Source organism: Celeribacter litoreus (assembly GCF_020165855.1).
GTDB lineage: Bacteria > Pseudomonadota > Alphaproteobacteria > Rhodobacterales > Rhodobacteraceae > Celeribacter > Celeribacter litoreus.
The window spans coordinates 1-17545 of record NZ_JAIUFY010000002.1; the positions used below are offsets into that span (position 1 = coordinate 1).

The following is a 17545-nucleotide window of genomic DNA, read 5'->3' on the forward strand; positions in this document are numbered from 1 at the left end:
GAGGCCGTTATACCCTTGGCCCAGAGGCCGACAATGCACTAACAATCAACTTGGACCCGTCAAATGAGGCAGCCCAGTTTTAGCCACGCGAGAACCTCATCCCTCCAACAACTCACCTTCTATAAATGCGAAACTCTCATCCACACAGGCTGGGGTGATGCGCCGCAGAAGGCGTGGTTCTGTGCATTCGAATGAGAATGCGCCCTCATAGCCGCTTTCAAGAAACTCTGCGATTTGAGGCACATTCCCGCAGCGATCCTCCGCATCAACCAAGATTCGATGCGAGTCCTGAATCGCGTCTAAGCCCACATCAGGCGTGGAAATGCCGGAGATATGCACCATTGCCGTGTGATACGCGAAAATCTCCGTCTCACCCGCAATCGCATGTTGAAAGGTGTCGTGGACGAGCTTGAATTTCTCTGTCCCGCCGACGGCCTCGATGGCCTCCACCAACTCCGCCGTGCCGCGAATTGTCGACGTCTCGAACCCTATTGGTTCGATCAAAGGCAGAACCTTTTTCCCCTTAACCATCGACAGGATATCTCGCATCACGTCGCGCAAATCCCGCGTCGGACGGTCGTCCACGGTTGGGATCAGGCTAATGGTCTCCGAACCCGACGCCTCAGCCACATCAATCAGCGCCGCGATCTGTTCTGCGCGTTCGTCGTCCCAGACGTTGAACCCGTAAACCTCCGACAGCCCGAGCAACCGCAGCCCGCGCGCCCGCGCCATGTTCGCCGCCTCTTGAGGCGCTACACCGTCAAAGAACGGACGTCCGAGATCATTGCGCGGCTCGACGCCAACGCATTTGAGCTGGGCTGCGACGTCGAGGAACTGTTCAAAGCTCAATCGACGGAGCGTTTTCTGGTTGAGCGCGCGTTTGATCATTCGGGGGCTTTCTGGACAGTGTTAGTCGAGGAGCGAGACGTCGCGATGCTCCGTCGCACTGATCCGTGCGGCATCGAGGATGCGCAGCGCTTCGATGGCGTCAGAGGGCGGCACGGGCGGCGGAGTGCCCGTTTTACAGGCTTTGGCGAAGGCCTCGTGATAGTCGTGATAGCGGCCCTGCTCCGATGGCACCTTCCGCACTCCGGAGGCCGTGCGCAGTTCAGGCCAATTTTCCTCAACCTCGTAGCCCCAGCCCTTCAGATCATCGAGCGGGCGTTTGTCCGCAAAGATCGCCAGCGTCTGCACGTCGGTCATGTAGGACAGATAACAGCCGTTTTCGCCATAGACGCGATAGGTGTTCTCGGCGAATTTGTTGAGTTTGCTGGAGCTGACCTGACTAAAGACCCCGTTCTTGTGCCGCATGGACACAACGAAACCCGCGTCGGTCGGCCCCGCTTCACTCTCGATCATATCGAGATGCGCACTCACAGACGCAACGGGACCAAAGAGCCAGACCATCTGATCAATCACATGGCTCCCCATATCACGCAGAAGCCCGCCAGACGGCCCGAGTTCGAGCGTCGCGGGGTCATCCATGTCCATCCGCGAATGCACGCGCCAGATCTTGCCCAGTTCGCCACCATCAAGCACCCCCTTGAGCGTGCGGACATCCGTGTCGCAGCGGCGGTTGTGAAAGACGGAGAGCACCACGCCCTTCGCCTTGGCGGCGGCGTCGAGTTCCCGCGCGACCTCGGCGGAGGGGGCAAAGGGTTTGTCGGCGACGACATGTACACCGGCCTCTATCGCTTCGAGGACAAGTTCGCGCCGCGTTTCCGGCGGAGTGGTGATCGTCACGGCATCAACGCCCGCCGCCAGCATCTCCGGCAGAGAGGCGTAAATCGGCAAGCCGGGATAATCGGTTTCAATCTGGGCAATCTTCGACTCGGACCGGGCCACAATTCCCGCGAGTTCGATCCCCTCTGCCGCCATGATAAAGGGCGCATGAAAATGACGGCCGCCCGTGCCGTATCCGACCAATCCGATTTTCACGCCTGTCTCCTTACGCCTCTCACATCAAATGTTCGACTTCGGGCGCCGGAACGAACCGCCATTTGCGCAGCGGGCCTGCCATGACGTTCAGGTAATACATCTCAAACCCATAAGGCGCGCCGCAGGGGTGATGGCCGCGCGGGACGCAGACGACGTCGCCGTCGTGGACCGCCATCGTTTCGTTCAGTTGCAGATCATCGGTATAGACCCGCTGAATGCCAAAGCCGTTGGCGGGGTTGAGGCGGTGATAGTAGGTCTCTTCGAGATAGGTCACGCGCGGGAAGTCGTCTTCATCATGGCGGTGGCTCGGGAAGGACGACCAGTGGCCTGCGGGCGTGAAGACCTCGGTGACCAGCAAACTGTCACAGTAATCTTCGTTCTCCATGGCGATATTGTTGATAAAACGCGTATTGACGCCCTCCCCGCGCTGGGTCAGTTCGATCCCGTCGGGGCCGATCTTGCGCGCCTCATGGCCGGATTTGCCGGGCGCTTTGCAAACGGCAATGGTCGCGTCCGTGGTGGTCTCGAGCGACCAGTCACTGTCATTCGGCACGTAGAGGCAATGGGGCGGCGTTTTCTCGAACACGTTCATCCGCTCGCCCAATTCGCCCCAATCCTTGCCCGCGGCATGGATTTTCGCCTTGCCCTCGACCATCACGAGAATGACCTCGTTGCCGCCGGTTGTCTCGGCCCAGGTCTCCCCCGCGCGGAGCTTGAGCAGATCGAACCCGACATAGCGCCAGCCCGCACTCTCCGGCGTGATCTGATGCACTTTGCCGTGGGTGCCAAACGGTCTCTTCAGAAGATCGGCCATATCGGTTCCTTTCCTCAGTTTGCGAGCCGGGCTTTTGCCACTTGCTCGATGTAGTTGGCGTAGTAGTCGCGTTGTTTCTGGCGCTCGGAGACCTCAGGGACGGCGACATCCCAGAAGAAGCCGTGCTCGCCTGCGGAGGTCTCGAGACCCGTTCCCGGGAAGTCTTTGGCGATGGTGTCGATCACGATGACCGTCGGAACGGTGCGGTCGCGGGCGGCGGCAATCTCGGCCTCCAACTGATCGGTGTCTTTCGCTTTGACCGCGAATGCTCCCATGGAGGCGGCGTGGGCGACGTAGTCGATCTGCGGCTGGTCTTCGATGTTGCAGTCCACATACATGTTGTTGAACGGTTCCCCGCCACAGCCCAAGGTCTGCAGGCGGTTGATACAGCCGTAGCCACGATTGTCGGTGAGGACGACCGTGAACGGAATGCGGCGCATGACGGCGGAGGCGATCTCCGCGTTGGCCATCATGTAGGAGCCGTCGCCGACAAAACAGATCACCTCGCGCTCGGGCGCAGCAAGTTTGAGACCCATCGCGCCCGCGACCTCGTAGCCCATGCAGGAATAGCCGTATTCCATGTGATAGCCGCCCTGCGATGGTTTCCACAGGAGCTTGAGCGCGCCGGGCATGGTGCCTGCGGCGCACATGGCGATGGCGGTCTCGGTCGTGGCGCGTTGCACGGCACCGATCACCTGACCGTCGGTCGGCAATGCCGCCAGATCGTCCGGACGGGCGCAGTAGACATCCACTGCACGGAGCCAGTCTTCGCGCGCCGCTGCATCGGGGGCCTCAGCCGAATAGTCACCCAGCGCCTCGGTGAGCGCCTCAAGCGTCACTTTCGCATCGCCCACGAGGCTCTCGGCCCCGTGCTTGGCGGCGTCATAGCCGTGGATGTTGATCGAGACGAGCTGTGCGTCATGGCGGAACATCGTGCGCGAACCGGTGGTGAAGTCCTGGAACCGCGTGCCCACACCGATCACCAGATCGGCATTCGCTGAGGCCGCGTTGGCGGCGGCGGAGCCGTCCACACCGGAGGCGCCGAAGTTCATCGGGTGGCTCTGCGACAGGCCGGATTTGCCCGCCTGCGTTTCCGCGACAGGAATGTTGTGTTTGGACGCAAAGGCACCAAGCGTCTCTTCGGCTTGGGAATAGATCGTGCCACCACCGGAAATGATCACCGGACGCTTCGCCGTTTTGATCAATTCGGCCACTCGGGCGAGTTCGTCCACATCGGGCTGCGGGCGGCGGATGTGCCAGACTTTCGGATCAAAAAATTCGACAGGGTAGTCATAGGCCTCCGCCTGAACGTCCTGACAGAAGGCGAGCGTCGCGGGACCACAGTTCGCGGGGTCCGTCATCGTGCGCAGGGCGCGCGGCAGGGCGTAGAGGATGTGCTCCGGTCGCGTGATCCGGTCGAAGTAGCGCGAGACGGGTTTGAAGCAGTCATTCGCAGAGACCGTGCCGTCGTCAAAATCCTCAACCTGTTGCAGCACCGGATCGGGGCGGCGGTTGGCAAACACGTCCCCCGCCACAATCAGGAGCGGCAGACGGTTCACATGGGCGAGCGCGGCGGCGGTCACGACGTTTGTGGACCCCGGCCCGATGGAGGAGGTGACAGCCATCGCGCGGGTGCGCTTTTTGCCCTTCGCATAGGCAATCGCGGCGTGCGCCATGGTCTGTTCGTTCTGTCCGCGCCATGTCGGGAACACGTCTTTGTAGGCATGAAGCGCCTCACCGATGCCTGCCACATTGCCGTGGCCGAAGATCGCCCACATCCCGTCGATATATCGGTCCCCCTCGGGGGTCATCTGCACCGAGAGCCATTTGATCATCGCCTGTGCGGCGGTCAGTCTGATGGTGTTGCTCATGGTCTTATTCTCCGTTCAAACGCGCGCTCTCGCGGGCGTCGTCCCAAATCTTGCACAGGCGGGTAAAGCGCTCCGCCATCTGATCCACCGCGGCCGCATCATTCATTTCGCCTTTCATCCAAGCGCGCGCTGCATCGCCAAAGATCGTCCGCCCCACGGCGAAGCCTTTGACGAGCGAGAAGGAGGCAGCTACCTCGAACGATGCCGCAAGCTCTGCCTCCGGCGCATCCAGCCCGAGCACGACAATGCCGCGCGTGTGCTGGTCGTAGTCTTCGATGGCAGCTACGGCGCTGGCCCAAGCTTCCGCAGTTGCCATCGGTTCCAGCTTCCACCAGTCAGGGTAGACCCCTGCCTCGTAGAATTGCCGGATCAAGGTGGCGGTCGTGTGCGTGTCCACGGGACCGACCTTGGAAGGGATCACTTCGAGCAGGAACTCGAGGTTGTTGTTACGTGCCGCGGTGAAGAGGGTCTTCACACGCGCTTCTTGCAGGGCTCGGGTCTCTGCGTCGTCGTCTGGGTGGCAGAAGACCAGCAGTTTGACGACGTTCTCGCGGGCCCATTCCTTGAACTGACCAAAGTCGATACCGAGCTCCGGTTCGAACTGGATCGGGCGGGAACCCGGCAGTTCGGTCGGGCGACCAATCCAGAGGCCGGAACCGGAGGCGGCATGAAGCGCCGCGCGGCCGATGCGGTTGTCACAGAGGATGCCATAGCCATCCTCATCACCCTTCACCTTGAGCGCGGCTTCGAGGCACAGCTCCTTGAACGCGCCACCCTTCTCGAGAGTGTAGCCCTCCATCTCTTCGAGTTGGAGACGGTGGTCGAACGCGAAGGTGCGCACAGAAGACCAGTCGCCCGCATTGCGCGTGTAGCGCGTCGTGGACCAGTGGATCTGCTCCAGAGCCGGATCGTTGCGCAGGTCTTTTTGCACCACGCCGCGGTTCAGGAAGAACTCAAGCTCGGCAAGCGACGGATAGGCCGGCGTGCAGCCGTGACGCGACACTGCGAAAGCGCCACAGGCGTTCGCGTATTTGAGCGCGGTCGGCCAGTCGATCTTGTCCACATCGGGGCAATCCATCCAGCCCTTGAGAAGACCGGAGAAGAACCCGTCACCGGCGCCCAGAACGTTGAACACTTCGATCGGGAAGCCTTCGCCCGTCTGGCCGTCGTCGAGGCTGTCGGGAATGTCGCCTTCAAACGCCACCGCGCCGAGCGCCCCGCGTTTACACACGAGCGTCGCTTTGGAGTTCTCGCGCACTTTGCGCAGAGCTGCGACCGTATCGGTGGAGCCGCCCGCGATGTGGAACTCTTCTTCCGTGCCGACGATCAGATCGAAATAGTGCAGAGTGGACAGCAGTTTCGCCGTCACGGCCTCGCTTTCGACAAAGCGGCTCTCGCCGTCGCCATGACCGGCCACGCCCCAGAGGTTCGGGCGGTAGTCGATATCCAGAGCCGTGCGTGCACCATACTGGCGGGCGTATTCGAGCGCCTTCAAGGTCGCGGCTTCGGTCTTCGGGTTCGACAGGTGCGTGCCGGTGGCAACTATGGCGCGGGAGCGTTTGATGAACTCGGGATCGATGTCATCCTCGCAGAGCGCCATGTCCGCGCAGTTCTCGCGGTAGAAGATCAACGGGAATTGGTCCTCGTCGCGAATGCCAAGGATCACCAGCGCCGTCAGACGCTCTGTATCCGTGGCCACGCCCTCGACATTCACACCTTCGCGCACAAGCTGCTCACGAATGAAGCGCCCCATGTGCTCATCCCCCACGCGGGTGATCAGCGCCGACTTCAGCCCCAAACGAGACGTCCCGCAGGCAATGTTCGTAGGACTGCCGCCGATATACTTCTCGAAGGATCCCATGTCCTCCAAACGGCCCCCGATCTGTGCGCCGTAAAGATCGACGCCCGCGCGTCCAATGGTGATGACATCAAGGTCTTTCATGGCTCAGAAACCCGTTTCTTTGAGGAACGAACGCGAGGCAGCAAGGTCAGCCAGAATGGAGCCCGTGTTGCGCGGATCGCGTTCCTGTTCGATGGTGATGTAGCCTCCGTAGCCCTTCTCGGAGAGAAACGCGCGGATGGCCGGATAGTCGATATTACCCTTACCGATGGGGCACATGACGCCTTTGCCGCAGGCGTCGAAAAAGCGGATGCGCTCGCCCATGACGGTCTCGTAGACCTCGGGGGCGATGTCTTTGAAATGGATGTAGTCGACCCGCGCCCAGTGCTTTTCGAGCGTCCGGATCGGGTCCATGCCCGAATAGACCATGTGTCCGGTGTCGAGGCAGAGGCCCGCGGTATTGTGGTCGATATCCATCACGAGGCGGTCGATTTCGTCCTCGAATTCGATGTAGCCGCCAGCATGCGGGTGAATCACGGCGCGGACGCCGAATTCATCGCGTGCGATCTCGGAAATCGTGCGGATGTTCTCGATCAACGCCGCCCAATCCGACAGGTCGAGACGCGGGGCGCGGCCCGAATGACCCGCCGCAAAATCGCGTTCGTCGTGTCCCCAGTCCATCACCGTGAGATACGGCGCGGCAAAGCGTTGGCCGCCATGACGGTCGGGTTTTGGCAGAGCGGTGATCAAGGCGCAGATCTCGCGCGTTTGTTTGATCAGGGCCTCGGTGTTGTCCTCGGAGACCAGATTGTCAAAGATCGTTCCGGCCACAATCGAAAGCCCGCGCGCCTCCAGCGCCTCGGACATCACGTCGATGTCGAGCGGCATATACCCGTAAGGCCCGAGTTCGAGCCCTCCGAAGCCTGCGCGCGCGGCTTCATCCAGCACCCGATCCCACGCCGGCAGATGCGGATTGTTGACGTCATCCACCCCCCAGCAGCACGGGGCGCAGGTCACTGTGATGGGGTTGCTGATCATGGCTCAGTCCGTCGGTGAGGCGATGTTGATCGTCTCGAAGGTCAGGGATTTGTGGAATTGCTCGTGAAAGGCGATGAAGCTTTTCGTGTGCTCGTATTCCATGTGTTCTGCGTGGGCCGCCTCGTCGCGCCATGTTTCGACAAAGACGAGACGGTCCGGATTGTCGGTGCAGGTGTAGAAGTCATACGCGATGCAACCCGGCTCTTCGCGGGTGGCCTTTTGAGCCGCAGGCGCACGCGCGAGGATCATGTCGCGCGTGTCCTTTTGCAGATCGATCGTGATGATGAACTTATACACCTGCGTGCCCTCTTAGCGGATGATCGTGGCTTGGAGCGCCGCGATGGAGGACTGGATGCCTGCCTCGGTGGACATGGTGAAATCTTCCATCTCCAGAGAGACCCAGCCGTTGTAGCCGCACATGCCGACGACGGAGAAGAATTCCTTCCACCACTGGAGGTCACGACCTGCACCAACTGCAACGTAGTTCCACGAACGGTTCGCAACGTCGGTGACGTCTTTGAGTTCCAAGAGGCCGTTTACGTCGCAAAGACCGCGCTCAATACGGGTGTCTTTGCCGTGGCAGTGGTGGATCGCTGCACCCAGCGCACGAGCGGAGGCAATCGGCTCTGCCCCCATCCACATGAGGTGACTTGGGTCGAGGTTCATACCGACCATATCGCCGACTTCATTGCGAAGACGGAACAGGGTTTCCGGGTTCCAGACGAGCATCGCGGAGAAGTTTTCGAGCGCGTAACGCTTGATGCCCGCTTTTTTGCCGAAGTCCACGAGGTCGTGCCAGAGGGGGAACGCACGGTCTTCCCACTGGTAACGGTCGCGCTCCGGCATCTCGTCCGGCCAGGATTTGGTGTAGACGAGCCAGTTCGGAACTTTGTCGCCCGGGGCAGCCTCAGGCAGGCCGGACATGGTCACGATGGTTTCGACACCGATCTCACCCGCGAGCGTGATGGTCTCTTTCATCTCTTTGAGGTGACGCGTGCCCATGGCACCCGGATCGAGCGGGTTGGCAGAGCAGTTCAGGGCAGCGATCGACAGGCCACGGGCCTCGATCTCTTTGAGCTTGGACTTGAGCAGGCCCTTGTCGGCCAGCAGTTCGTCCGCGCGGAAGTGCGGGCCGTTGGACCAGCCACCGCCGGTCATCTCGATGCCTTCGACACCGAGTTCCACACATTTGTCGAGCATGTCCGTGAAGGACAGGTCGCGCATCACATCAGTACAAATGGACAGTTTCATATCTGCAATCTCCTAAGGCAGACGGTTATGCGTATTCGACCCAAGCGGCCCCTGCGTCGGCGGAGCGGACACAGTTCTCGAGCCAGCGCACGCCTTCGGTGCCTGCGTCGATGCCGGGGTAGTGGTGGGTTTTCAGGAAGTCCTCGTCACCGCGCATTTTCGCGTCGATGGCTTCGGCGATCCAAAGGTAGATGTTGGCCCAGCTGTCGCCGAGACCCTCGGTGTGCAGCCCGCCCATCCGGTCGTATTCGAGACCTTCCTCTTCGAGGTAGGGCATCCCGTGGTGCAGGATCTGGTTCGGTTCGCCCTGAACTTCATAGATCAGCTGGTCGGGATGGCTGTCGGACCATTCGACAGAGGCCTTGGAGCCGACAAAGCGGTAGCGCTGCGATCCCATATTCCCTGCGTTCACTGAGGACACCCAGAGACGGCCACGGGCACCGTTGTCGTAATGCATGAGAACGGTCGCGTGATCTTCGAGCGGCGCACGGGTCGGGATGAACGCCTTACGGTCGCAAAGCAGTTTCTCGATTTTCAGATCGGGCAGCACAACCTCGGAGAGGTAGTAGAGGTGCGTGCCGATGTCACCGAGCACGAAGGTAGACCCAGCCGTCGCCGGATTGGTCCGCCACTTCACCGCATCGCCTGCATTGGTGTCGTCACCCGCATTGAAGCCGTGGGTGTATTGCATGTCGACGATACGAATGTCGCCGAGCATCCCTTTAGCCACCATCGCCGCCATCTGATGCACGAGCGGATGGCCCGTAAAGCCGTAGGTCACACCGACGATCAGACCTTTTTCCTCGGCGAGTTTCGCGACGATTTCGCATTCCTCGACCGTAAAGAAGAGCGGTTTTTCGCAGATCACGTGAATGCCCGCTTCAAGCAGTGCTTTGGTGATCTCGAAGTGGGTGAAGTTCGGCGTCGCGACAGACACGACATCGACACCGTCAGCACGGCCCGTCTCACCCGCGATCAGGTCCTGATAGGTTGCGTAGCAGCGATCCTCGGAGACGCCGAGGTTGATGCCGAAATCACGGCCACGTTCCGCATCAAGATCGAAGGCACCGGCCACGAGCTGATATGTGCCATCGCGCAGTGCGCCGGTGCGGTGTTTGTAACCGACCTGACCTGTGCGGCCGCCACCGACCATGCCCCAGCGGAGCGGACGCTGGATTGTTCTTTCGCCATTAATCATAGGCATAAACCTTCTAAGTGGACCCTCTCGCGGGTAGGTTTTCTCAAGAATAAATTTCGGGCTTTTCGATCATCCCGATCGGTTCGCGCGATCCGGTATCGACGGCGCGCAGAGCCGCATCAGCCACGAGCGTCGCGGCATAGCCGTCCCATGTGGATGGGCCCGTCGCACCACCCTGCCCCGCAGCCACGATCCATTCGCGGAATTCCTGGTCGTAGGCTTCGATGAAGCGCTCGCGCCAATCCTCGGGGATCGCCTGACGGATGCCGTATTGGTCGGAAATCACCGTCGCAGGGCGGTTCGGAAGAGCGGCCACACCGGTCTCGCAGGAAACCTCGCCACGGATGTCGTAACCGTAGGAAATGTTGACCGAAATCTCGACGTCGACGATGGCACCGGAGTCCATATGTAGCATCACAATGACCGGATCGCGAAGATCAGTGCCACGGGTGGAGCGGCGCGGAACACGGACTTCGACGGACGAAATCTCGTCGGACAGAAGCCAGCGGGAAATATCCGCGTCATGCACCAGCGTATCGTTGAGCGGCATCTCGGAGGTGTAGAGACCCTCCGGCACGGACGCATTGCGGTGAACGGATTTATACATCAGCGGCGCGCCGAGCGTATTGCCGTCGATCACCGCCTTCAGGCGACGGTAATCCGCATCGAAACGACGCATGAAACCAACCTGAACGAGACGCTTTCCGAACTCGACCTCTGCGGCCATCACCTTGAGCGCCGCAGATTCGGAGGTCACGAGCGGCTTTTCACAAAACACCGGTTTGCCCGCAGCGATACAGTCGAGGAGTTGCTCTTCGTGCGCCGGCCCCCAAGAACAAATGACGATGGCTTCGACATTGTCCGAACGGATCAGATCCTGCGGGGTTGCGAAGACTTCGGCCCCCTCGGGTGCAGCGGAGGCCGCACGGGAGGCGTCGATATCCGTGACTCCGGTGACGACTACGCCGGAGAGAACTTTGGTCAGGCGGCGGATGTGATCCTGACCGATCATGCCCGTGCCGATAACACCAACTTTGAGTGCCATGGATCTGCTCCTTACTTGAAGTATTTGTCGACGTAGCGCTGCATTTCGGAGCGCATGAATTTACCGGAGTCATCCATCCGGTCTTCCCAGGCAAAGACACAGGCGGTCATGATGCCGTCGAATCCGATCTCGGCGAGCGTGCCGAAGAAATCGTCCCACGGAACTTCGCCCTGACCGATGTCGAGGTGCTGGTGGATGCGCGCGTTGGTGCCCGGCGGGTTCAGGATGTAACGCAGACCGGAAGAGGCCTTGTGGTTAAAGGTGTCCGCCACGTGCACGTGGGCGAGAACGTCTTTGCACTCTCGCAACATCTCTTTGGTGTCATCACCGAAGTAGAAGGTGTGCGGCGCGCAGTAGAGGAATTTCACGTTCTTGGAGTTCACGGTACGGATTAGGTCCACAGCCGGGTTCAGTTCCTCGACCCAGTCCTCGGGGTGCGGCTCGATGTGCAGGTTCACGCCTTCGCGCTCGAAAATCGGGACCAGTTCGTCCATGGAGCGCCACCATGCATCTTCGCAGGTTTCGATCATTGCACCGGTGTGGCAGCAGTAGCAGCCGCCTTTGTCCGGGTGCGGACCACGGCCGAATTCGGAGTTCATGACATCGACGTCGAGCTCAACGGCGATCTCAATCGCGCGTTTCCAATGCTTGACGGCGGCCTGACGTTCGCCCTCGTCGTTCGACGCCCAGCGATACATCGGCAGCAGGGACGAGATGCCCACGCCGCTGTCCTTCAGCGCTTTTTTGAAGGACTTGATCCGGTCCGGAAACACGCGCGGGGCCTTGAACCACTCAAGGAAATCGGCACGCGGGGACAGTTCGATCCACTCGTAGCCAAGTTCGGCCACTTTGGACGGAAGCTCCTCCAGAGACAGGTGACGGTGCATAAACGGGTCGAGGGCGATTTTCATAGGGGTAAACCTTCGATTGGAATTTCAATGGGCGCCCGCCGGGAGAGAAGGAGGAGCAGGCGGGCGCCAGGAGAAGCTTGGATCAGGACACCGTCGCGGCGGCGGCGCCCTGCCCCGTGTTGTCTTCAAGGTGGGCATCGAGATCAGCGAGCGCTTCGCCACCGGCCATGAGGTCGGTGATTTCCTCGCGGGACTTCTCGCCCTTCATGAAGTTGGCAGCGAGCGCACCGCGGATCAGCACCGCGAAGTGATCCCCAACAGCCATGGCGTGCGTCACCTGGTGGGTGATGAAGATCACGGCGACGCCGCGCTTTTTGGCTTCCATCACGACGCGCAGAACGTGGCTCGCCTGTTTCACACCAAGGGCCGCTGTCGGCTCGTCGAGGATCAGAACGCGCGCACCAAAGTGCAGAGCGCGGGCAATGGCGAGGGACTGACGCTCACCGCCGGACAGGCCACCAATCAGGCGGTCGCCGTCGGTGATCCGCGTGATGCCGAATTCCTGCACGGCCTTCACCGCCACTTCATTCGCCGTCTTCTTGTCGAAGACTTTGAACGGGCCGAAGCCTTTGGTCGGTTCCACACCCACAAAGAAACTGCGGCCAATGGACATCAGCGGGAAGGTCCCACCGAACTGGTGCACCGTTGCGATCCCGCGGTCAGCTGCGTCTTTCGGGCGGGCGAAGGAAACAGGTTCTCCGTCCATCAACATCTCGCCGGAGGTCGGTTTGTGAACGCCCGCGAGGGTTTTGATCAGGGTCGATTTACCGGCGCCGTTGTCCCCCAGAAGGCACAGAACCTCGCCCGCTTTCACCTGGAGTGTGATGTCGTGAAGCACATCGATCGGGCCGAAGGACTTGTTCACGTTTTTCAATTCAAGAACAGGTTTGTTCATCGTTTCGGTCCTTATTTCTTGGGTTTCGGAGCGTAGGAAAGCGCCATTTTGCGGAAGCTTTCGTTCATCGCGACAGCGATCAGGAGCATCACGCCGATGATCAGGTTCGCCCAGTTGCGGTCGATGGCGGTAAAGTCGATGCCCTTGTTCACGATGGCGAAGGTCAGGGTGCCGATGAAGACGCCGGCGATGGAACCGAAGCCACCTGTGAGGAGCACGCCGCCAACAACCACGCTGACGATGATGTTGAAGATGTCGTTCATGCCGCCGGAGACTTGCGCCGAGTTGAACAGGATCGCGTGGCACATGCCGACGAAGGACGCAGCGGTCGAGGTCAGGACGAAGAGCAGGATGGTGATGCGGTCCACCGGAATGCCTGCGTTGCGGGCGCTGACTTTGTCGCCGCCGATGGCGAAGATCCAGTTGCCGAACTTGCTCATGTGCATGACGAACCAGAAGATCACGGCCAGAATGACCCACCAGATGATGATGACCTGATGGCTGCCGCCGAAGATGAAGTCACCGAACAACGTCTTTGCCCAAGCCGGAGCCGTGAGCGGAACGGAGGCCGCGCCGGTCAGGAGTTTGGAACCTGCGAGCACCACACCCTGCATCGCGACGAGCGTGCCGAGGGTGATGATCAGCGTCGGCACCGTGGTGCGCACGGCGAGGATGCCGTTGAACAGACCCACCAGAACACCGATGGTCAGGGCGCCGATGATGCCGAAGATGATCGGCAGATCGTAGTAGCCGGAGATAATCGCGGTGGTCATTGCCCCTGCCGGGATCATGGCCCCGATGGAGATGTCGATCTCACCGGAGATCATCAGAAGGCCGACAGGCAGAGCCACGATGCCGATACGGGCGGCGTAGTTGAGCCAGCTGGCGGCGTTGGCGAGTTTGCCGAGTTCAACACCGCCGAAGACGACGTAGAAGACAAGCACACCGATGAGGCTGAGAATGGAAGCCGCAGCGGGACGGCGCAGAAGGTTTGCAATAAGGTCCATTGATCCGCCCTCACTTCTTCTTGGTTGCGTAGTTCATCGCGAGTGCCCGGAAGCTGTCGTTCGAAAGAACCGCAGCGAGGAGCAATGCGCCGATGATGATGGAGCCGATGTTCGGATCGAGTGCGGCGAAGTAGATGCCTTGGTTCACCACCGCGAAGGTCATCGTGCCGAGCACAACACCCACGACCGATCCTGCGCCGCCGGTCAGCAGCACGCCGCCGATGACCACACACATGATCGAGTTGAAGATGAACGACTGACCGCCTGCGACCTGCGCGCTTTGGTAGGTCATCACCTGGGCGATGCCGACGAAGGCTGCGTTGAAACCGGACATCATGAACAGGCCGATGGTGAGCTTGTCGGTCGGGATACCGGCGTTGCGGGCGCTTTCGCGGTCGCCGCCGAGGGCAAAGACCCAGTTCCCGATGGGCGAGATGTGCAGGAAGTAAAAGAACACCGCCACAAACCCGAGCCACCAGAAGATCGACACGTTGAACATGCCATTGATGAATTGGCCGAGGATCGACTTGGTCAGCGGATCGGGGACATAGGACACGCTGGTGGAGCCCTTGATCATCACGGCGAGGCCGAGGGTCATTCCCATCACCGCGAACATCACGCCAATGGTGACAATGAGCGACGGAATGGTGGTGCGGGTGACGATGACACCATTCACGAAACCGACGAACAACCCGACACCGAGGCCGCCAAGAATGCCAACGAGGGCTGGCAGTTCGTAATGACCGGAGAGAATGGCCGCCATCATCGAAGACGCCGGGATGACGGAACCGACAGACATATCGAATTCGCCGGAGATCATCAGAAGGCCAACGGGCAGCGCGATGATGCCCACTTCAGCGGCGATGTTGAGCCAGCTCGACCAGCCGGGGGCGGACATAAAGACCTTCCCGCCGAGAGCTGCAAAGAAGATGTAGACGACGACAAACCCGATCAGAGAGCCCGTTTCGGGGCGCCTGGCCAAACTGCCAAGCGAAATGCCTTTCGCGCCGGTTTTCGGTTCCATTGATTTGTATCCGTTTGGTTGTGCCGACGGCGCGCCGATGGCTCTGGCGCCACGGCTGCTATCGACGGGAAATGCCGTCCGCGGGAAACGGGCGGCCTCCGTTTTCATGTGGGAATAGTGACCCGCGCGGTCGTCGCGCGGGTCGCCTCGGGAGACTTAGCGCGCCCCGGCTTTCACACCTTCAATCACAAGCTCAACGTTCGCCGCGTCGATGACGCCCGGACCGGTGAGAATTTCACGGGTCGGGATCGTCACGCCGTAGTTGACGAAGTTGTTGAGGATCGAGACAGCGAAGAAGCCTTGCTGATAGCCCTGCTGATCGATGGCACAAGCCTGCGTTCCAGCCTGAATGTTGGCGAGGATCGTGTCGTTGAAGTTCATGCCGCAGACTTTGACGCTGCCGGTTTTGCCAGCCTGCGCGATCCCGGACACGGTCGCGTTGGTGTCGCCGTCGCCGACCGCGAACATGGCGTCGATCTCCGGGTTTTGCAGCAGGTGTGCGCGCACAGCCTGAGCCACTGCGGTTGCGTCACCGAAGGCGGTGGCCGGAAGCTGAAGCACAGAGCCCGTGCCGCCCACGGATGCAATACCGTCGTTGAAGCCGGTACAGAACGCTTCCAGGTTGGCTGCACCCGGAAGGGTGTTCACACATGCGCCATTCTTATGGCCCGCGTTCCCGAGGTATTCTCCACCGGCGAAACCGGATTTATAGTCAACAGCACCAACATAGTTCAGTGCGCCGAGACGATCCGCAGCTTCAATGCCGCCAGCGTTGTAGATGACAAGCGGGATGCCTGCGTCAACAACGGCCTGGAATGCCGGGTCCATGGCTTCCGGAACCCAGTCCGGACCCACGATTGCATCTGCGCCTTGGTCGATGGCCTGACGGATGAGCTCTGCCGCGTCCGGGCCGAGGTTGTCGTAGTTCTGCGGGCCGAGCCAGGTGACGGAGCCACCCTGAGCTTCTGCAACTTTACCGGCTTCTTCGGCGCCGAGTTTCACGCGGGACCAGAACGGATCGTCGGGCTTGCCACCCACCACGAAGATGTCGGCAGCCATAACAGCACCTGCAGCGCAGGCAGCGACGATGGCAGTAGTTGCAGTGGCCGCGAAACGGCTGAATTTGGTCATGATTTTTTCCTCCCATAAGCTCCTGTCCTCTCAGGAGCCATCATGTGCAGTCCTGATATGGGGGCGGGAGGATTCTTGAAACACAAACTGAATATTTCTGTTGCATATGTGTCATTTTGTGTCATTCATAATGATACACCCATGGCGCGGAAAGTGAGCTATCCTCATGAAAAGACCAACAATTTCCGATCTTGCCCGAGAGGCCGGCGTGTCCGTTTCAACTGTGAACCGGATTCTCTCCGGCGCAACAAATGTGAAAGCGAGCACCGCGCAGCACATTCAGAGGACCGCGGAAAAGATCGGATTTTACGGGCTTGGCTCCATTGAGGACCAAATCAAAAAGAACGCGCCGCACTACCGACTGGGCTTTCTTCTGCAGCAATCGACGCGTGAGCTGTACCAGCACTTCGGACGCGAAATCACCAAAGCCTGCCGCAACCGTCAATTCGACACGGCAGACCCGCTCATTGATTTTGTCGACCTGCTGACGCCGGAAAATATATCGCAACGCCTCCTTGCGCTCGGACGGAACTGTGACGCAGTGGCCCTCATCGCGGCAGATCACCCTCAAATCGGGCAAACGATCCGCGCGCTGAGTGAGATGGGCAAACCCGTGGTGGCCTATATCACCGACCAATCCTCGCCCGAACGCGCCGCGTTTGTCGGAACGGACAACTGGAAACTGGGCCGGACGGCGGCCTTCCTGATTTCGCAAATGACCAACGATCACGGTCGCATCGGCGTCTTTCAGGGCAACCCGCGCTATCAATGTCAGGACGTGGCTGAGGCCAGCTTCCGCTCCTATATCCGCGAACACGCACCTCATTTGAGCGTAGATGAATGCCGCTCAACCAACGAAGAACCCAATCGCGCGCACGAGATGGTGCGGGACCTGTTGAAATCGACCGATGAAATCGTCGGGATTTTCATGGTGGGAGGCGGCATCTCTGGCGTTCTTCGCGCCCTTCGCGAAGTGCCGATTGAGCGTCGTCGGGGCGTGAAGCTGATCTGCCGTGACATCGGCCCTGAGACGCGAAAGGGCCTCTCGGAGGGCCTGATCACCGCTGCTCTGTGCCACCCGATGGAGCACACGAGCGAAGTTCTGGTGCAAACCATGATCGATGCCGTCGCGAACGATGGCCCGCGCTCAACAGTCCACCACACCGTCCCGTTCGAGATCATTACACCTGAAAATATTTAGGTTTTAACCAGAGCACTTCTAACGCGTTCCACACTGACACGATGACTATGACACTTTACTATGACACCTTTGACTGCCGATAATGCCGATTTCGCTCAAAATGCAGCACTAAAAACCCTTATTTCATTCGGTTTCGAAATCCTAATCTGACCCCAAAAACGGTCACGAAAACCGTTGTCCCTTTACGGGGACCCAGGGTTCGAATCCCTGTCTCTCCGCCATTATCCCCACCTGACATTCAACATTTTTTCCTTTCCGACACACGCTTCGCGCCATGCCGGTGGCGAAAACTCTGCTATGGGCGTATTCCGTTGAAAAACGCGCGCTTGATTGGCGTGTGAGATGCTGATTCAATTCTTCCAACGGACGGGAGGATTGACC

16 protein-coding genes are annotated in these 17545 nt (G+C 60.1%); 1 reads left to right on the top strand and 15 read right to left on the bottom strand.

Annotation, left to right across the window (positions count from 1 at the left end; translation table 11 throughout):
* Nucleotides 1-96: 96 nt before the first annotated feature.
* The 15 genes from LA304_RS01615 to LA304_RS01685 form a co-directional block, all read right to left on the bottom strand.
* On the bottom strand, nucleotides 97-888 hold the full coding sequence (locus LA304_RS01615; RefSeq protein WP_224501378.1) for a TIM barrel protein: 792 nt from the start codon (nucleotides 886-888) through the stop codon (nucleotides 97-99).
* Between the two features lie 21 nt (nucleotides 889-909).
* Nucleotides 910-1938 carry a Gfo/Idh/MocA family protein gene (locus LA304_RS01620; RefSeq protein WP_224501379.1) on the bottom strand — a complete coding sequence of 343 codons (1029 nt, stop codon included), beginning with the start codon at nucleotides 1936-1938 and terminating at the stop codon, nucleotides 910-912.
* A 19-nt stretch (nucleotides 1939-1957) separates the two neighbouring features.
* Nucleotides 1958-2752 (bottom strand): 5-deoxy-glucuronate isomerase, encoded by a 795-nt coding sequence (iolB, locus tag LA304_RS01625; RefSeq protein WP_224501380.1) that lies wholly within the window; start codon nucleotides 2750-2752, stop codon nucleotides 1958-1960.
* A gap of 14 nt (nucleotides 2753-2766) precedes the next feature.
* A complete protein-coding gene (gene iolD, locus LA304_RS01630) occupies nucleotides 2767-4623 on the bottom strand; it encodes a 3D-(3,5/4)-trihydroxycyclohexane-1,2-dione acylhydrolase (decyclizing) (RefSeq protein WP_224501381.1) in 1857 nt (618 codons plus the stop codon).
* Nucleotides 4624-4627: 4 nt separating this feature from the next.
* On the bottom strand, nucleotides 4628-6565 hold the full coding sequence (locus LA304_RS01635; RefSeq protein WP_224501382.1) for a bifunctional 5-dehydro-2-deoxygluconokinase/5-dehydro-2-deoxyphosphogluconate aldolase: 1938 nt from the start codon (nucleotides 6563-6565) through the stop codon (nucleotides 4628-4630).
* A 3-nt stretch (nucleotides 6566-6568) separates the two neighbouring features.
* A complete protein-coding gene (locus LA304_RS01640; RefSeq protein ID WP_224501383.1) occupies nucleotides 6569-7501 on the bottom strand; it encodes a TIM barrel protein in 933 nt (310 codons plus the stop codon).
* Nucleotides 7502-7504: 3 nt separating this feature from the next.
* Nucleotides 7505-7798 carry a putative quinol monooxygenase gene (locus LA304_RS01645; protein WP_224501384.1) on the bottom strand — a complete coding sequence of 98 codons (294 nt, stop codon included), beginning with the start codon at nucleotides 7796-7798 and terminating at the stop codon, nucleotides 7505-7507.
* Between the two features lie 12 nt (nucleotides 7799-7810).
* Nucleotides 7811-8752: a sugar phosphate isomerase/epimerase family protein gene (locus tag LA304_RS01650; RefSeq protein ID WP_224501385.1), complete on the bottom strand. Its 942-nt coding sequence runs from the start codon at nucleotides 8750-8752 to the stop codon at nucleotides 7811-7813.
* 25 nt (nucleotides 8753-8777) lie between these two features.
* Nucleotides 8778-9956 (bottom strand): Gfo/Idh/MocA family protein, encoded by a 1179-nt coding sequence (locus LA304_RS01655; protein ID WP_224501386.1) that lies wholly within the window; start codon nucleotides 9954-9956, stop codon nucleotides 8778-8780.
* A 37-nt stretch (nucleotides 9957-9993) separates the two neighbouring features.
* Nucleotides 9994-10995, bottom strand: a complete 1002-nt coding sequence (locus LA304_RS01660) for a Gfo/Idh/MocA family oxidoreductase (RefSeq protein WP_224501387.1) — start codon at nucleotides 10993-10995, stop codon at nucleotides 9994-9996.
* 11 nt (nucleotides 10996-11006) lie between these two features.
* Complete coding sequence (locus tag LA304_RS01665) at nucleotides 11007-11906, bottom strand: sugar phosphate isomerase/epimerase family protein (RefSeq protein ID WP_224501388.1); 900 nt, start codon at nucleotides 11904-11906, stop codon at nucleotides 11007-11009.
* Nucleotides 11907-11988: 82 nt separating this feature from the next.
* Complete coding sequence (locus LA304_RS01670; RefSeq protein WP_224501389.1) at nucleotides 11989-12801, bottom strand: ATP-binding cassette domain-containing protein; 813 nt, start codon at nucleotides 12799-12801, stop codon at nucleotides 11989-11991.
* Between the two features lie 11 nt (nucleotides 12802-12812).
* The gene (locus LA304_RS01675; RefSeq protein ID WP_224501390.1) at nucleotides 12813-13808 is read right to left on the bottom strand and encodes an ABC transporter permease; all 996 of its coding nucleotides are present in this window, start codon (nucleotides 13806-13808) and stop codon (nucleotides 12813-12815) included.
* Nucleotides 13809-13818: 10 nt separating this feature from the next.
* Nucleotides 13819-14940 (bottom strand): ABC transporter permease, encoded by a 1122-nt coding sequence (locus LA304_RS01680; protein WP_224501391.1) that lies wholly within the window; start codon nucleotides 14938-14940, stop codon nucleotides 13819-13821.
* A 48-nt stretch (nucleotides 14941-14988) separates the two neighbouring features.
* Nucleotides 14989-15963, bottom strand: coding sequence for a substrate-binding domain-containing protein (locus LA304_RS01685; protein WP_224501392.1), 975 nt, complete (start codon nucleotides 15961-15963; stop codon nucleotides 14989-14991).
* Between the two features lie 166 nt (nucleotides 15964-16129).
* Here LA304_RS01685 and LA304_RS01690 point away from each other — a divergent pair, with 166 nt between their 5' ends.
* Nucleotides 16130-17164: a LacI family DNA-binding transcriptional regulator gene (locus LA304_RS01690; protein WP_224501393.1), complete on the top strand. Its 1035-nt coding sequence runs from the start codon at nucleotides 16130-16132 to the stop codon at nucleotides 17162-17164.
* Nucleotides 17165-17545: the final 381 nt, after the last annotated feature.

Coding starts and splice junctions, on each gene's coding strand:
- LA304_RS01615 (WP_224501378.1), bottom strand. CDS start 888: ATGATCAAACGCGCGCTCAACCAGAAAACGCTCCGTCGATTGAGCTTT.
- iolB (WP_224501380.1), bottom strand. CDS start 2,752: ATGGCCGATCTTCTGAAGAGACCGTTTGGCACCCACGGCAAAGTGCAT.
- iolD (WP_224501381.1), bottom strand. CDS start 4,623: ATGAGCAACACCATCAGACTGACCGCCGCACAGGCGATGATCAAATGG.
- LA304_RS01635 (WP_224501382.1), bottom strand. CDS start 6,565: ATGAAAGACCTTGATGTCATCACCATTGGACGCGCGGGCGTCGATCTT.
- LA304_RS01640 (WP_224501383.1), bottom strand. CDS start 7,501: ATGATCAGCAACCCCATCACAGTGACCTGCGCCCCGTGCTGCTGGGGG.
- LA304_RS01650 (WP_224501385.1), bottom strand. CDS start 8,752: ATGAAACTGTCCATTTGTACTGATGTGATGCGCGACCTGTCCTTCACG.
- LA304_RS01655 (WP_224501386.1), bottom strand. CDS start 9,956: ATGCCTATGATTAATGGCGAAAGAACAATCCAGCGTCCGCTCCGCTGG.
- LA304_RS01660 (WP_224501387.1), bottom strand. CDS start 10,995: ATGGCACTCAAAGTTGGTGTTATCGGCACGGGCATGATCGGTCAGGAT.
- LA304_RS01665 (WP_224501388.1), bottom strand. CDS start 11,906: ATGAAAATCGCCCTCGACCCGTTTATGCACCGTCACCTGTCTCTGGAG.
- LA304_RS01670 (WP_224501389.1), bottom strand. CDS start 12,801: ATGAACAAACCTGTTCTTGAATTGAAAAACGTGAACAAGTCCTTCGGC.
- LA304_RS01675 (WP_224501390.1), bottom strand. CDS start 13,808: ATGGACCTTATTGCAAACCTTCTGCGCCGTCCCGCTGCGGCTTCCATT.
- LA304_RS01680 (WP_224501391.1), bottom strand. CDS start 14,940: ATGAAAACGGAGGCCGCCCGTTTCCCGCGGACGGCATTTCCCGTCGAT.
- LA304_RS01685 (WP_224501392.1), bottom strand. CDS start 15,963: ATGACCAAATTCAGCCGTTTCGCGGCCACTGCAACTACTGCCATCGTC.
- LA304_RS01690 (WP_224501393.1), top strand. CDS start 16,130: ATGAAAAGACCAACAATTTCCGATCTTGCCCGAGAGGCCGGCGTGTCC.